Below are 14,646 nucleotides of genomic sequence, written 5' to 3' on the forward strand. Positions count from 1 at the left end.
CCCCCGCACCCCCTGCACGGCGCCGCAGCAGCTCTAGCCCTTGTAGCGCTCCAAAGCCTCGGCGTGAATCTTTTCAGCTTCTGCCTTGTCGCCCCAACCCGAACCGGTGACTTCCTTGTTTGGCTCGAGGTCCTTGTAGCGGGTGAAGAAGTGCTCGATTTCGTCCTTGGTGTGCTGGTCGACGTCGTCGATGTCCTGGATGTGCGCCCAGCGTGGGTCGTCGACAACTGCCAGCAGCTTGTCGTCGCCGCCAGCTTCGTCGGTCATTTTGAACACGCCGACGATGCGCGATTCCACCACCACGCCCGGGAACACTGGCTCTGGCAGGATGACCAGCGCGTCGAGAGGGTCGCCGTCCTCGCCGAGGGTGTGGTCGATGAAGCCGTAGTCAGCCGGGTATGCCATCGGGGTGAACAGGTAACGGTCCAGGTAAACCTTGCCGGACTCGTGGTCGATCTCGTACTTGTTGCGGGAACCGCGTGGGATTTCAATGGTTACTTCTACGCTCATTGCATCCACCTTTCTGTGTTGGAAAATTCGAGGAACTCGATTGCACAGTTTACCTTCCTCGCCGCTGGACCTGCGCAGACCTTCGGCACCCATCCGCGCTAGAATCAACCGCCATGAAAGTTTTTTGGTGGGTATCGCTGGTCATTGCCATCGTTGTCGTCGCTGCTACCACGGTGGTTGGCGTTGCCTACCACCAGGCTTATCGTGATGTGGAATCCGCGCCCGCCTATGAGCTGGCGCCCGCGCAGTTGCCGGTTCACCCGGTAGAAACCGCGCTTGACGACGGCACCCCGCCCGCCAGCCCTGCCGCAGGGTTCCAGGCACCGTTGATTGATGGCGAGCTGGGCGCATCCGTCGTTGATCTAACCGCAGGTCAGTCGGTCTATGAGCACCAGCCAGATCGCCAGCTGCTGCCGGCCTCGTCGACGAAAATTTTGACCGCCACCGCCGCATTGGCGGGCATGGACCTGGATAAACGCCTGGAAACCGTCGTCGAGCAAGACGGCGGCCGCGTGGTGATTCGTGCCGCTGGCGACGTGTGGTTGGATGATGCTGACCTTGATGCCGCAGCAGCGGTGATTGGTCAGGCGGATTCCGTTGAGATTGATACCAGTGTGTGGTCTGGGCCGAGCCAGGCTGAGGGGTGGGATCCGTCGAATGTGGCCGAAGGCTACATCGCGCCGATGGAACCAGCGATGCTCTATGGTGGTCGCATTGGTGCAAAAACCGGTGATGTGCCGCGTTCTACGCACCCGGCTTTCGACGTTGCGCAGGCTTTGGCCGATCGGGTGGGGGCGAGCCAAGTTGGCGTGGTCGACGGCGCACCGCCAATGTCGCAGGTTGCTGTGATGGAATCGCCGATTCTGCGTGAACGCTTGGAATTGATGATTAAGCATTCCGACAATGTCATGGCCGAGGCGATCGCTCGTGAACTTGCTGTTGCCCGTTCCGGCGGACAGCCCGCTTCGTTTGCTGACGCCACCACCGCTACGCTGCACATTTTGCGCGAGATCGGCGTTGAAGTGGGCAATGCGCAGATCCGCGATAACTCGGGTCTTTCTTCAGAAAACCGCCTGACCGCGAACCTTTTGGTGCAGTGCCTGCAACTAGCCGCACTCGACGAGGGTTCTGCCGGTGCCGCGGTTGGTGGCGCCACGGGCCAGTCCCGCGGTGCCGAGGTTGGTGGAGCTACGGGCGAGTCCCACGGTGCGGACGGTGCGAACAGCATTGACGGCGATGTGCGCACGCTGTTGGATTTGCTGCCGGTGGCTGGTGGCGATGGCACCTTGGACGATCGTTATGCCGACCTTTCAGCTCGCGGCTATGCCCGCGCAAAAACCGGCACGTTGACTGATACTTCGGCGCTCGTGGGCATTGTTACTGGGCGTTCGGGTCATACCTACGCCTATGGCTTGTTGGTTAATGATGCGCCGATTCTGTCGGCTCGGTCGCAGTTGGATGAGTTCGTCTCGGCCTTAAGGGAGCATTAAGTGGCGGAAGTCGGCGGCATGGCAGCCCACGGTGACCCAGCGCGGCGTAATCGTGCGACGCAACATAAAAGCGCAGCCCCGTTTTGGCCGCGACGCTCGCCGCATTTCCTTCGGGTGCGCACTGCGTTGCGGGAGTGCGTAGAACGGCACAACGCGCAGATGTATCGCGAGCACCAAGAATGCAGCGGCGAGAACGAGCACCAAGAATGCAGGGGCCAAAACAGTGAACACCAAGAATGCAGCGGCCAAAACAGCGAGCAACGGCATCGTAAGCATCCAGAATTTGTGATTGCCGTGAGTGGAGGTCCCGACTCCCTGGCTTTAGCCGCGGCGGCAGCCGCAGAAAAACTCCCGGCGCATGTCGTCAGCGTTGATCACCAGCTGCAAGCTGGTTCGCGGGAAGTCTCTGACAACGCCATCGCGCAGGTGCGGCGCTGGGGGCTGAGTGGGGAAGTGGTCGCCGTGGATCTCGGTGTTGCGGCTGGCGCTGCCACCACCTCTGAGCCGGACTATCCGGAGCCGATGGATTCAGCGCCGAACCACCCCGAGCCGGATCACTCTGCGACGGGTAGCCTGGAATCTGCCGCCCGTCATGCCCGCTACCGCGCACTCTGTGAAGTCGCTGGCCAGCGTCCGATTCTGGTGGCACACACCGGTGACGACCAAGCAGAAACCCTGTTGCTTGGTCTGCTGCGCGGCAAAGCGGCAGCGATGGCAGAAATCGCCGACTACCAGGGGCATACTATTCTGCGCCCGCTGCTAAACATCCGTCGCGCAGACACCGTCGGGGCCTGCAGGGAGCTCGGAGTGGATGCCTGGGACGATCCCCACAACAGCCAGGAAGCTTTTCGACGTGTCGCAATCCGCAGGCAAGTGCTTCCGCTGTTGGACGAAATCGTCGGTGGGGATGCCACCGCACCGCTGCAGCAGGCAGCCGAGCTTTTGCGCGAGGACGACGCCTACCTGCAAACATTGGCACACACCGCATTGACGGAATCTGCGGCCGCCGAAAATCTGCACCACCACCGCGACCAACACCATCACCGCGACCAACACCACCACCGCGGGCAGAACCAGCAGCCGAGACACCAATCACCACCGCGTCTCACTATCGCCACGCTGGGGCCTGCCCCGGTGGCGCGCCGGGCGATCGCTGCCTTCCTGCACCAGCACGGGGCGCGGGTAACGGGTAGCGCATTAACGGCTATCATGGCGTTAATCGACGACTGGCACGGGCAAGGTGCCGTTTCTGTCGGTAACGGGTTGGAACTATCCCGGCAAGCTGGCACACTGGTGCTACTACACAGTGAACTTGACGGTGCTACCTAAGCGTCGGCAAGAATTGCGTGATACAACAATTACACAGCCTCACCGAAAGGCCACCCATGGCAGATCACACTCACACCACGGTGCAAAAATCCGTTGACGATAAGTTCTATGACGTCCCGGAAAATCGCTACGGCCGCGATGTTGAATCGGTGCTGATCAGCGAAGCCGAGATCAAACAGCGCGTGCAGCAACTCGCAGACAAGGTCTCGGAAGAATACCGAGGGCGCGACCTTCTGCTGGTGTGCGTGCTCAAAGGCGCGGCTGTATTTTTGACGGATTTCGCCCGCGCGCTGTCGATTCCTTCCGAGATGGAATTCATGGCTGTTTCTTCCTACGGCAACTCGACGACGTCGTCGGGCGTGGTGCGGATTCTGAAAGATCTTGACCGTGAAATCGAAGGCAAAGACGTGTTGATCGTCGAAGACATCATCGACTCGGGTTTGACGCTTTCGTGGTTGATGCGCAACCTGCGCAACCGTAACCCTCACTCGCTGAACGTGATCACGCTGCTGCGGAAACCAGAGGTCGTGACCGCCAAGCTTGATCTTTACGACGTCGGCTTCGACATCCCCAACGAGTTCGTCATCGGTTACGGGCTGGACTACGCGGAAAGCTACCGCGACCTGCCTTATGTTGGCACCCTGCACCCGGACGTGTATTCGTCGTAAAGCACATCTGGCACAGCGTAAAGCACATCTGGCACAGCGTAAAGCACATCTGGCACAGCGCAAAGCACATCTGGCACAGCAATGTGTACTGCTCATAAATAGGATTCATGAAAAACAAACGCATTATTCAAATCGGGGTCGGCGCTGCCGTCTTCCTGATGCTGTTGTTCACCATTACTCGGCTGAGCGACGATACCCGCCATTTTCTTGACGTAGATACTTCTGTTGCGCTGGAGCAGCTGAAGGATAACAACGTCGAAAAGGCGCAGATCGACGACCGTGAACAGACCCTGCGTCTGGAGCTGCGCGATGAGATTACCGTCGACGAACAAGACGGTGTCGAGTCCGTGATCACGCAATACCCTGCGCGCACGTCCCCGGAGATTTTCCGTGCGGTGCAGGACGCTGACGTGCAAGAATATGACACGAACGTCACCAGCGACAGCTTCTTGATGAGCATGCTCTCGTTCATGCTGCCGATGCTGTTGCTGTTTGGTCTGCTGTTTTTCTTCCTTACGCGCATGCAAAAGGGCAGCATGTTGGGCATCGGCGGCAACAAAGCCAAAGAGCTCACCAAAGATATGCCCACCAACACGTTTAACGACGTCGCTGGTGCTGATGAGGCCGTCGACGAGTTGCACGAGATCAAAGATTTCTTGGAAGATCCCACTCGCTACCACGAGCTGGGCGCGAAAATCCCGCGCGGTGTGCTGCTCTACGGCCCACCGGGTACGGGTAAAACCTTGCTGGCGCGTGCCGTTGCCGGCGAGGCAGGGGTGCCGTTTTATACCATCTCGGGTTCGGACTTCGTCGAAATGTTCGTTGGCGTGGGTGCCTCGCGCGTGCGTGATCTGTTCAAGACGGCGAAGGAAAACTCGCCGTGCATCATCTTCATCGACGAGATTGATGCTGTGGGACGCCAGCGTGGTTCGGGTACCGGCGGTGGCCACGACGAGCGCGAACAAACCTTGAACCAGATGTTGGTGGAAATGGATGGCTTCGGCGACCGCGAAGGCGTGATCCTCATTGCCGCGACCAACCGTCCGGACATCCTGGACCCGGCGCTGCTGCGTCCGGGGCGTTTCGACCGGCAGATTCCGGTGACCCCGCCGGACCTGAAGGGCCGCGAGGCGATCCTGCGCGTGCATTCTGAGGGCAAACCGTTGGCGAAGCATGTCGACGTGGCGCAGTTGGCAAAGCGCACCGCTGGTATGTCGGGTGCGGACCTGGCGAATGTTCTCAACGAGGCTGCGCTGTTGACCGCGCGCATTGGTGGCAACGTGATCACAGCCGACGCCTTGGAAGAAGCCACCGACCGCGTGGTGGGCGGACCGCGTCGTTCCAGCAAGGTGATTTCGGAGCACGAAAAGAAAGTCACCGCTTATCACGAAGGCGGCCACACGCTGGCGGCTTGGGCACTGCGCGATATCGAGCGCGTGTACAAGGTGACCATTTTGGCTCGTGGACGCACCGGTGGGCACGCGATGACCGCGCAAGAAGACGACAAAGGCATGTACAACCGCGAGGAAATGTTTGCCCGCTTGGTCTTCGCCATGGGCGGACGTGCTGCCGAAGAACTCGTCTTCGGTACCCCAACGACGGGTGCTTCCAGCGATATCGAACAAGCCACCAAAATCGCCCGCGCGATGATCACCGAATACGGCTTTTCGCCGGCACTCGGCACCGTGAAATACGGTGAGGAGCAGGGCGATCCGTTTTCTGGTCGCGGTGGCGGCAGCAGTTCTGGCTACTCAGAGCAGGTTGCGCGCACCATCGACGAAGAATTGCAATACCTGCTCGATAACGCACACCGCAAGGCGTATTCCATCCTGGCTGAACACCGCGGCTACCTGGACACACTCGCACTGAAACTATTGGAAAAAGAAACCCTGCGTCGGCCAGACCTGGAGTCGATTTTCGACGGAATTGACCCGCAGCGCGTGGATATTTTCGATACTGACGTGCGATTCCCACAGCAGGCCGGGCATGATCCGGTAAAGACGCCCGCAGAACTGGCAGAAGAGCGCGGTGAGGAACCACCGAAGCGACTTTCGCTGCTGGAGGCTTCGCTGCTGGCACGTGAGCGTCGGCAAGCAGCTCAGCAAAACGGCGCGGGTGCTGGTTCTGGAGCTGGGGCTGGCTCTGGCGAGCACGGTGTGGAAGAAGGCGAGATCGGTCTGATTTTCGGCGATAATAATGCCGTTGGTGTAACCGGATTGCCGGAGCTGGATAGCGACGAGCAGGATAACGACGAACAATATGGAAAGACCGAGCGATGACTAACTCCGAGGCCACCGGCAACTTCGATCAGGAACGCGCAGAAGCTGCCGTCCGCGAGCTGTTGTTTGCCGTCGGCGAAGATCCAGACCGGGAAGGCCTGCGCGATACGCCGGCTCGAGTGGCTCGTGCTTACAAGGAATCTTTCGCCGGCCTATACGAAGATCCCACCGCGGTGTTGGAGCGCACCTTTTCTGAAGATCACCAAGAACTGGTTTTGGTGCGCGATATCCCGATTTATTCGACCTGCGAGCACCACCTGGTGCCGTTTTTCGGCAATGCCCACATCGGCTACATCCCGGGTCGCAATGGCGATGTCACTGGGCTGTCGAAGCTCGCGCGTCTGGCGGATCTCTATGCCAAGCGCCCACAGGTACAAGAACGTCTGACTAGCCAAATCGCGGATGCCCTGGTGGAAAAACTGCAGGCGCAGTCAGTGATCGTCGTGATCGAATGCGAGCACCTGTGCATGGCGATGCGTGGCATCCGGAAGCCGGGCGCGGTGACGACGACGTCTGCCGTACGCGGTGGTTTCCGTGTCAATGCGTCATCGCGAGCAGAAGTTATGAGCCTCATTAGGAGTTAATCAGCCAGAATGGATAATTCGGATTTCTCGCACGAGCGCTCCCACGAGTCTTCGCTCCGCCCGCCAGCGTTAGTGTTGCCGGATGATACTGAGGCAGCCCGTCGAGCACGTTGCCAGGTCATGGGTATCGTGAACGTCACCGATGATTCCTTTTCCGATGGTGGCAAGTTCAACACCGTGGATCGGGCCGTTGAGCACGCACACCGGTTGATCCACCAGGGTGCAGACATCATCGACGTGGGCGGCGAATCGACTCGGCCGGGGGCTACGCGCGTAGATCCAGAACAAGAAAAGCAACGCATTCAGCCGGTGATCCGAGAATTGGCTGCCGCGGGGATCGTGACGTCGATCGATACCATGCGCGCAGCCACCGCAGAGGTAGCGGTGGAAGCTGGCGTTTCTATGATCAATGACGTATCCGGTGGCATAGCGGACCCACACATGTACCGGGTGATGGCGCAATCCCAGCTGCCGGTATGCCTGATGCACTGGCAGACTCTGCAATTTGGAGATGCCAGCGGCGAACACGATGGCGATGTGGTCGCTGATGTGCATGCGAGCCTGGACCGGCTCGTCGACAATGCCCTGGCCGCTGGAGTCGCAGAACACAACATCGCGTTGGATCCAGGGCTGGGCTTCGCGAAATCTGCCCAGGATAATTGGGCGCTGCTACACGCATTGCGCAGCTTCACCGAAGGCCGTTTCCCGATTTTGGTTGGCGCTTCGCGCAAGCGATTCCTGGCTGCGATCCGTGGGGCGCGCGGGCTGGAATCCGGCCCACAACTGGCAGACCCAGCCACCGCCGCAGTCACCGCATTATCTGCGCAGGCTGGAGCGTGGGCGGTGCGGGTGCACGAAGTAGCGGTATCCCGGGATTCTGTTGACGTCGCGCATGCCTGGCAGACTGGTGGCAAGCAAACATAAAGCGCAACGGCGGCGGGCGTTGGCGTCGGCAAGCACCGAACCAGCGCGCTCACGGCGAAAGAGTGAGAAAGGCAGACACTGCGATGGATCGGATCGAACTGAAAGGTGTGGAGTGTTACGGCTACCACGGTGTGCTGGAACAAGAACGCCAGCACGGCCAAACCTTTTATGTAGATTTGACGTGTTGGTTGGATTTTTCCCAGGCCAAGCAGCTGGATGACACCGTCAATTACGCAGAATTGGCCCAGTTAGCGCACGACATTGTCACCGGCGAACCAGAAGATCTGATTGAGACCGTGGCCAATCGCATCGCCGACCAGGCGCTGGCTAGGCATGAGCAGCTGGCGGCGGTTGAGGTCACGGTCCACAAACCGGATGCCCCAATCCCGCTGCCGTTCGCCAACGTCGCAGTCGTTGCCAGGAGGCGCCGATGAGCATCACCGCAGTACTCTCTATCGGCTCCAATATGGATGATTCTCGCGAATTGTTGGATTCCGTGTACCGAGATTTCGCCAGCACGGGGCAGTTGCGGGCGGCGTCGTCGATTTACCGCACCCCGGCGTGGGGCGTCGAGGAGCAGCCGGATTTTTTGAATGCAATTTTGGTGGTGGAGGTCGACCAGACGCCGCTGGAATTGTTGCACCGCGGCCAGGAGCTGGAGAATTCCGCTGGGCGCGTACGTGTGCAGAAATGGGGCCCGCGCACCCTGGATGTCGATATTGTTGCGGCATGGGAAGGCAGCGAGCCGGACGCCACAGAAGCAACGCATATCACCAGCGACACCGAGGAACTTCGCCTGCCGCACCCGCACGCCCACCAGCGTGCGTTCGTCTTGCAACCGTGGCTGGAGGTCAACCCTGATGCGGTGCTCGGCGGACGTCGAGTAGCGGAACTGTTGGACGAGCTTGCCGACGACGAAAAAGCCGGAATCACCCGTGGGGAAAGTTTCCGGTGATGGTGTCATGAAAACCACCTCGATTCCGTGGCTTGTAGCTACCGGTTTATTCGCTGCAGCTTGCACTGCTATCGTCGCCTGGCAACTGTACGGGCGCATGCCGTCGGTGCCGGTGCTGGTTTCGATAGCGCTGTGGGCGATGGTTCTCATTTGTGTGATGCTCGGCCGCCGCGTGTCGAGTTCCCGGGAAGATCACGGCATCGGGATGGACCGCAGCCAACTCGACCCGCTGACTGCTGCCCGGTACTTAGTTTTTGGCCAGGCCGCGGGATGGACAGGCGCGATTTTGGGTGGCGGTTATGCCGGGATTGCGAGCTATGTGATCCCGAAATCCAGTGAATTGGTTGCCGCTCGCGAAGACCTGCCGGCTGTGGTCGCCGCTGCATTGGGCGGGGTGGCGCTGGCTGCTGCAGGTGTCTATTTGGAACGAGCTTGCCAAAACCCGATGCCACCGAACGCGAGTTTTTAGCTAAAGTGATGCCCATGGAGCAGGAGAAAACTTCGAACCCCGCCCGGCGTGGCCAGGTTGATCGTGGCCAGGTTGATCGTGGCCATGCTGGTCACAGGCCGACTGATCGTGGCCAGGTCGATCGGGGCCAGGTTGGCGTGATCGTTCTGATCGTGTTGGCGGTTATCGCTACCGTCGTCATGCTGCTGTCGAATTCCGAGGTCGCGTTGCGTTTGGCGCTGCTGGCGTCGTTGTGGTCCGCGGTCATCGGGTTTTTCCTGGTTACTCGTTATCGTAGGCAGGCGGAATCTGCGGAGCAGCGGGTGGCAGATCACGAGCGTTTTGTGCGCGAGCAGCAGGAATCGGCGCGCGCAGCGGGAACAGGTGCTGGTGTTCCGGCGCAACAAGTGCTTGCCGACGGCGGCAGCAACGGCATTGACCCTGAGCGTTTTGAAGAAATGTGGGAGTCGATTCGCGCGGAGCTGTCGGTGATTCGCACGCATTTGGAAGAGTTGCAGGATCGCGAGTTCGGCTATGAGCCCGCTGCGTTGCAAGCAGAGGCGCGCCGGATCCAGGAGCTGGAGCAGCACACTGAACAGCACACTGCGCAGGCCGGTTTTAGTGCCGGATTCGGTGCTAGCTCTGGTGCTCCAAGTCGTGATGCGATCGACGGCAAACTGGGGAGCCAGCCGAGCCAGCCGCAGCCAAATCCGTTGTCTGCGCTGATTAGCGAGCGCGAGCAAGAAAAGCAATCGCAGCGCGCTGAGTACAAGCCTGCAGAAACTGTGAAGGCTGAACCTGCTGCAGCGAAAGCTGCTGCACCCAAATCTGCTCAACCAAAGCCTTCTGCTTCCACGACGGCTGCTACGAAGTCAGAGTCTGCTCCAGCGGCGAAACCAACTGCGGCACAGCCCGCTGCAGCGCAGAACACCACTGCGCAGAACCGCACTGGGCAGAACCGCTCTGCGCAGAACCGCACTACGCAAGCTGCCGCAGAGCCACGCCAGCGCTCGAAGGATCCAGTGTTTGATACCTCCCGCTTCCACGCGGTGCGGTGGGATTCGGTCGGGGAAACCTCCAAGAAGCCGTCTACCTCGGAGAACCAGCAGCCAGCGTCGGCAAGCGAGAGCTCTGCTGCGGCGGAGGTATCCGCGAGCTCGAACCGACTGCGCCCCTACAATGCTTCTGCACAAGGCTCCGGCTCACACGCCGCACCGCAGGAGGCAGCCAGCAGCGCGAGTGGCGAGGATGATAACAGGCCACACCGGCGCCGTCGTGATGAGAACACCTCGGGAATTTCTGTTGCCGAGTTGCTCAAGCGCACGAAGAAATAAGCAACGCGCGGCGGTAGTTGCTAGCTAGCGCGCACAGAGACCAACACTTCGACTACGAAAGATAAATCAGGTTCGTCGATTATGAGTTTTGCTTTCGGGCAAGCCACGCAGTTTGACCTCGCGGAGATCGCGAGGTTTTCGCGTGTCATGCGCACTACCGGAAAATCCTTGCACCTGGTGGTCCTTGGCCAAGACATGCACGCAGGCCACCGCGTGCTGCTGCGTACCGCGGAACAACTTGGTGTTGCAGTGGCAGCGCTGGAGCTTCCCGACGATGGGACACTGGCGCCGGAAACCCTGGAGATCCTGCGGGAATCCGGCGTCGATGCCGTGGTTGCCTATACCCGAAAACCAGGCCAGCCACACAGCCTGTGGCCACAAGGCTTGCGCACCCAAATCACCGCCCCGGCGGGTTTGGAAGATCCCGTCGAGCTTGCGCAGGCGCTTACCACCCACCTCAGCCTGGTACACGCCGTGTCTCCCGAGACGATCGTGGCCGGGGAAAAAGACTACGAATTCTTGCTGCGCCTGCAGCAGGCGGTGACGGATCTGCACCTGCCCGTTAAGGTGCAGGGGGTGCCGACGGTACGGATGCCCGACGGATTGGCGATGAGCCTGCGTAACACGCAGATCCCAGAAGAATACCGCGAACCTGCCATGGCTTTATCCGCGGCGTTGACTGCCGGCGCGCACGTTGCAGAACGCGGCGGGCAGGCAGTTGTGGATACCGCGGCGGAGGTATTGCAGGCCGCCGGAGTGCAACCGGAGTATCTGCAGCTGCGCGCCCGCGATTTCGGCCCAGCGCCGGAACAGGGCGATGCCCGTTTGCTGGTAGCCGCGAGCTTCGGTGGGGTGCGCTTAGTCGACAACGTCGGGGTGCCCGTCGGGATTGGTTTCCGCAACTTGGATGGCGAGAATTAGTTCGCACAGTTCCGCCTAGTTGGCGTAGTCCCGCCAGCGCCGCAGCGGCAAAGCTTGCCAGCGACGCAATGCTTGCTGACGATTCCAGCTGCCGTCGGCAAGCGATTATTTCTGACGCAAGTGCGTGGCGATCTCTGCTAAAGCGGCCGGGGTGCCGACCTCCGAATCCAGCAGCGGCACCTCCGTCACGGCGACGTCCGGCAACCGGCGGTGGAGATCGTCCAGCGCAGCATCTTCTAGGCGCCGACGGTTCGCCAAAAATCTACCCTGATCGGCCGGTGAGCGCCGGTTGACCACCGCGCCGCCCACGTCAATCCCGGTTTTCGCCAGCTCCGCGTGCAGCTCTGCGGTTTCCATAACCGGCACCTTTTCCGCTGTGAGCACCAGGTAAAATACCGCCTGGTTCTGCAGCGCATCCCTCAGCCGCGCAAAACGCTGCTGGCGCTTGTGCAAGATTGAGCGCAGTTCCTGGTTACGGCGGTCCACTGCGTCCTCGGCAGTGTGCTTCGGATCCATCCCGCGGATCAGCTCGGAAAACCGCTCGGATTTATCCCGTCGGTTCATCAGCCCCTGTGTCCAGGCATTCATCAACTCTGGCATCGCCAACAGCCGGGAGGTGTGCCCGGACGGGGCGGTATCGAAAATTAAAAAATCGTGGGTGGAATCTTCCACCACCTGCGCGATTGCCTCGACCATCGCTGCTTCATGGGTGCCGGGAGAATTCCGCGCCAAATCCAGGTGCTTGGCCACCTCGCCGTGCAGGCGCTCAGGCATCATCCGGCGCATGGTGTCTTCTACCTGTGCAATATGCGCTTCGGTGGTCGCTGCCGGATCCAGCTCCAGCAAGTGCAGGTTCTTACTCGCTGTCGCGGCCACACCACGCGCGCCGACGGATTGTTCCCACATATGCCCCAGGTTGTGCGCAGGGTCAGTGGAAACCAATTGCACGCGGTAGCCGTCTTCGGCTAGCCCGAGGGCAACCGCCGAAGCGATCGTAGACTTTCCGACGCCACCCTTGCCACCGAAAAACACGATGCGCGGCTGGTTTGCACCGTTAGCTTGGGCCCGGGCCCGGTTGCTACCACGAGCCGTGCCCCCAGCGCGAGCACCGCTTCGGGTGAGGCCGCCGCCGTCGGCAAGCGCTTTGATCTGCTCTAACAGCATTGGATCTCCTCCAAAGGCGAGCGCAACATCCCCATGCGGCGGTGCCAAGCATGGAAATCCTCATAGATGATCGGCAACAACTCCAAGGTATAAAAACTCGCCGGGTTCGGAATTCTCAGGGCCTCGGACATCACGAGCAGCTGGAACAGATCGTCTTCTTCCTGCCGCGCGCGGGCAAACGTCGCCCGGTACGGCGCAGAGTAGAACTCGTTGAGGCCTTGGCCGAAGGCTTTCAGCTTGTCGACGATGGACATGGTGCGTTCCTGGTCTTCATTAAATGCTGAGGTTTTCTATTTGCCACGTTTGATGGCTTGGACCTGTGGCAGTGGGGCATCGGAATCGTCGTCAGTCCACACCACCTTCGGGGTGTTGTGCGCGCGGCGGTAGGCTGCGGTGGCTTCGATGACCACCCAGACCGCGCATACCAGAATCACGACGTCGATAAGCACGAGCAGCCAATTGCCGTCGGAAACGAAGGTGCCCAGCTGTGAGATGGCAGCCCACAGGGAAGCGACCATGACGAAGATCGCCGGGACGACCACCATCCAGGATGGGCGACGCAGGTGTGCCAGGATGATCGCGATGATCGACAGCGACAGCGCCGCCATGATCTGGTTGGTGGTGCCGAATAGCGGCCACAGCGTCATGCCGCCGGAGCCGTCGGCGCCCGCGGAGAAGGTGAGCACGAGGGCGATGCCGACCGCGATGATGGTGGCGGAGAATGCTTTCAGGCGTACCCCGGCGACTTCGGCGATTTCTTGGACCACCAGGCGCTGCAGACGCACGCCGGTATCCATGGTGGTGGCGGCGAATAGCACTGCCATCGTCGCCAAGATCGTCGTCGAAATGCCCACCGGAATGCCCAGGCCAGCGTTGACAATGTTGGTGCCGCCCTCGACGAAGGCGTTGATGCCGCCTTCGTTGAATGCGCTGTAGATTTCTTCCCATTCCGCCAGCGACTGGAAACCGGCCGAGACCGCGATGATGGTACCGAGCGCAAGCAGACCCTCGCCGACGGCGCCGAAGTAACCGACGAAGCGAGAATCGGTTTCTTTTTCCAGCTGCTTGGACGAGGTGCCTGACGAGACCATGCCGTGGAAACCAGAGATGGCACCGCAGGCGATGGTGACGAACAGCAGCGGCCACATCGAGGGGGTGCCTTCAGGCACGTTTGTGTTCAGCGTCGGAGCAACGATCGACGGTGCGGAGATCAGCATGGAGCCGTACAGGATGCCCAGTGCGATGAACAGTTGCAGGCCGTTGATGTAGTCGCGTGGCTGCAGCAAGACCCACACTGGCAGCAGTGAGGCGATGGCGGCGTAGACGAACAGCAGGATGATCCACACGCCGTTAGCAGGGATGCCCCAGACGGATTCCGGGAGTGCGATAGGGAAACGGTCGCCAATGAGAACCAGTGCGTACAGCGCAATTACGCCGAGCAAGGAAACCACCGGCAGGTTCCATTGCATGCGGTAGACGGCCTGGCCGATCAGTAGCGCGACGACGATCGCGCCCCAGGTGGGGATGACGGCAGAAGGGTTGGCGATGAGCAGGTTGGAGATGACGACGGCGAAGGCGGCGACGACCATCAGCAACAGCAAGAAGATGACGACGAGGAATAAGTTGCGCCCGCGTTTACCGATATAGCGTCCGGATAGTGTGCCGATGGACTGGCCGCGGTGACGCTGCGAAGCCCACAAAATACCCATGTCATGCATACCGGCGATGAAGATGGTGCCCAGGGTGACCCACAAGAAGGCCGGCAGCCAGCCCCAGATGATGGCGACGGCAGGACCGACGATGGGGGCGGCACCGGCGACGGAGGTGAAGTGGTGACCCCAGAGCACGAATTTGTTCGTCGGCACGTAGTCCACGCCGTCGTTCATGGCGTGAGCTGGGGTTTTATATCGTTCGGAAAGCTGGAAAATGCTTTTACCGAGGAATTTCGAGTAGATGAGGTATCCACCGATGATCATCGCGAGTCCGATGACAACTAAATACAGTGAGTTCACCGCTGTAGCCTCCTGTGTAGTTCAAGGT

The 14,646-nt window shown here is 60.4% G+C and carries 15 protein-coding genes; 11 read left to right on the top strand and 4 right to left on the bottom strand.

Features of this window, described 5'->3' with window-relative positions:
* Window positions 1-33: 33 nt before the first annotated feature.
* Entirely contained in the window at window positions 34-510 is a 477-nt protein-coding gene (locus RCH87_RS02005; protein ID WP_018120783.1) for an inorganic diphosphatase, read from the bottom strand.
* Window positions 511-623: 113 nt separating this feature from the next.
* Between RCH87_RS02005 and RCH87_RS02010 the strand changes: the two genes are divergently transcribed.
* The 11 genes from RCH87_RS02010 to RCH87_RS02060 all read left to right on the top strand — a co-directional run bounded on the left by RCH87_RS02010 (window position 624) and on the right by RCH87_RS02060 (window position 11,442).
* Complete coding sequence (locus RCH87_RS02010; RefSeq protein WP_306515084.1) at window positions 624-2,000, top strand: D-alanyl-D-alanine carboxypeptidase/D-alanyl-D-alanine-endopeptidase; 1,377 nt, start codon at window positions 624-626, stop codon at window positions 1,998-2,000.
* Complete coding sequence (locus RCH87_RS02015) at window positions 2,001-3,329, top strand: tRNA lysidine(34) synthetase (protein ID WP_306515085.1); 1,329 nt, start codon at window positions 2,001-2,003, stop codon at window positions 3,327-3,329.
* Between the two features lie 56 nt (window positions 3,330-3,385).
* Window positions 3,386-3,997 carry a hypoxanthine phosphoribosyltransferase gene (gene hpt / locus RCH87_RS02020; RefSeq protein WP_306515086.1) on the top strand — a complete coding sequence of 204 codons (612 nt, stop codon included), beginning with the start codon at window positions 3,386-3,388 and terminating at the stop codon, window positions 3,995-3,997.
* Window positions 3,998-4,104: 107 nt separating this feature from the next.
* Window positions 4,105-6,276 carry an ATP-dependent zinc metalloprotease FtsH gene (ftsH, locus tag RCH87_RS02025; protein ID WP_306515087.1) on the top strand — a complete coding sequence of 724 codons (2,172 nt, stop codon included), beginning with the start codon at window positions 4,105-4,107 and terminating at the stop codon, window positions 6,274-6,276.
* The gene (folE, locus tag RCH87_RS02030) at window positions 6,273-6,860 is read left to right on the top strand and encodes a GTP cyclohydrolase I FolE (RefSeq protein WP_306515088.1); all 588 of its coding nucleotides are present in this window, start codon (window positions 6,273-6,275) and stop codon (window positions 6,858-6,860) included. Before ftsH ends, folE begins: the two co-directional genes overlap by 4 nt.
* Window positions 6,861-6,980: 120 nt before the next feature.
* Window positions 6,981-7,784, top strand: coding sequence for a dihydropteroate synthase (gene folP / locus RCH87_RS02035; RefSeq protein WP_306515116.1), 804 nt, complete (start codon window positions 6,981-6,983; stop codon window positions 7,782-7,784).
* 83 nt (window positions 7,785-7,867) lie between these two features.
* Window positions 7,868-8,218, top strand: coding sequence for a dihydroneopterin aldolase (folB, locus tag RCH87_RS02040; RefSeq protein WP_306515089.1), 351 nt, complete (start codon window positions 7,868-7,870; stop codon window positions 8,216-8,218).
* A gap of 2 nt (window positions 8,219-8,220) precedes the next feature.
* On the top strand, window positions 8,221-8,739 hold the full coding sequence (gene folK, locus RCH87_RS02045; RefSeq protein ID WP_306515117.1) for a 2-amino-4-hydroxy-6-hydroxymethyldihydropteridine diphosphokinase: 519 nt from the start codon (window positions 8,221-8,223) through the stop codon (window positions 8,737-8,739).
* A gap of 7 nt (window positions 8,740-8,746) precedes the next feature.
* Window positions 8,747-9,208 (top strand): DUF3180 domain-containing protein, encoded by a 462-nt coding sequence (locus tag RCH87_RS02050; protein ID WP_306515090.1) that lies wholly within the window; start codon window positions 8,747-8,749, stop codon window positions 9,206-9,208.
* 14 nt (window positions 9,209-9,222) lie between these two features.
* Window positions 9,223-10,521: a DUF6779 domain-containing protein gene (locus RCH87_RS02055; RefSeq protein WP_306515091.1), complete on the top strand. Its 1,299-nt coding sequence runs from the start codon at window positions 9,223-9,225 to the stop codon at window positions 10,519-10,521.
* An 81-nt stretch (window positions 10,522-10,602) separates the two neighbouring features.
* Window positions 10,603-11,442, top strand: a complete 840-nt coding sequence (locus RCH87_RS02060; protein WP_306515092.1) for a pantoate--beta-alanine ligase — start codon at window positions 10,603-10,605, stop codon at window positions 11,440-11,442.
* Between the two features lie 105 nt (window positions 11,443-11,547).
* Here RCH87_RS02060 and RCH87_RS02065 read toward each other — a convergent pair whose 3' ends face one another.
* Genes RCH87_RS02065 through RCH87_RS02075 form a run of 3 tightly spaced genes read right to left on the bottom strand, consistent with a single transcriptional unit; the run spans window position 11,548 to window position 14,618 of the window.
* Window positions 11,548-12,606 (bottom strand): ArsA family ATPase, encoded by a 1,059-nt coding sequence (locus RCH87_RS02065; RefSeq protein WP_306515093.1) that lies wholly within the window; start codon window positions 12,604-12,606, stop codon window positions 11,548-11,550.
* Entirely contained in the window at window positions 12,597-12,860 is a 264-nt protein-coding gene (locus RCH87_RS02070; RefSeq protein ID WP_306515094.1) for a cory-CC-star protein, read from the bottom strand. The genes RCH87_RS02065 and RCH87_RS02070 overlap by 10 nt, the downstream gene beginning before the upstream one ends.
* A gap of 36 nt (window positions 12,861-12,896) precedes the next feature.
* Window positions 12,897-14,618 carry a carbon starvation protein A gene (locus RCH87_RS02075; RefSeq protein WP_306515095.1) on the bottom strand — a complete coding sequence of 574 codons (1,722 nt, stop codon included), beginning with the start codon at window positions 14,616-14,618 and terminating at the stop codon, window positions 12,897-12,899.
* Between the last annotated feature and the right edge of the window lie 28 nt (window positions 14,619-14,646).

It is taken from the genome of Corynebacterium sp., from assembly GCF_030826625.1.
In the GTDB taxonomy this organism is placed as follows: domain Bacteria; phylum Actinomycetota; class Actinomycetes; order Mycobacteriales; family Mycobacteriaceae; genus Corynebacterium.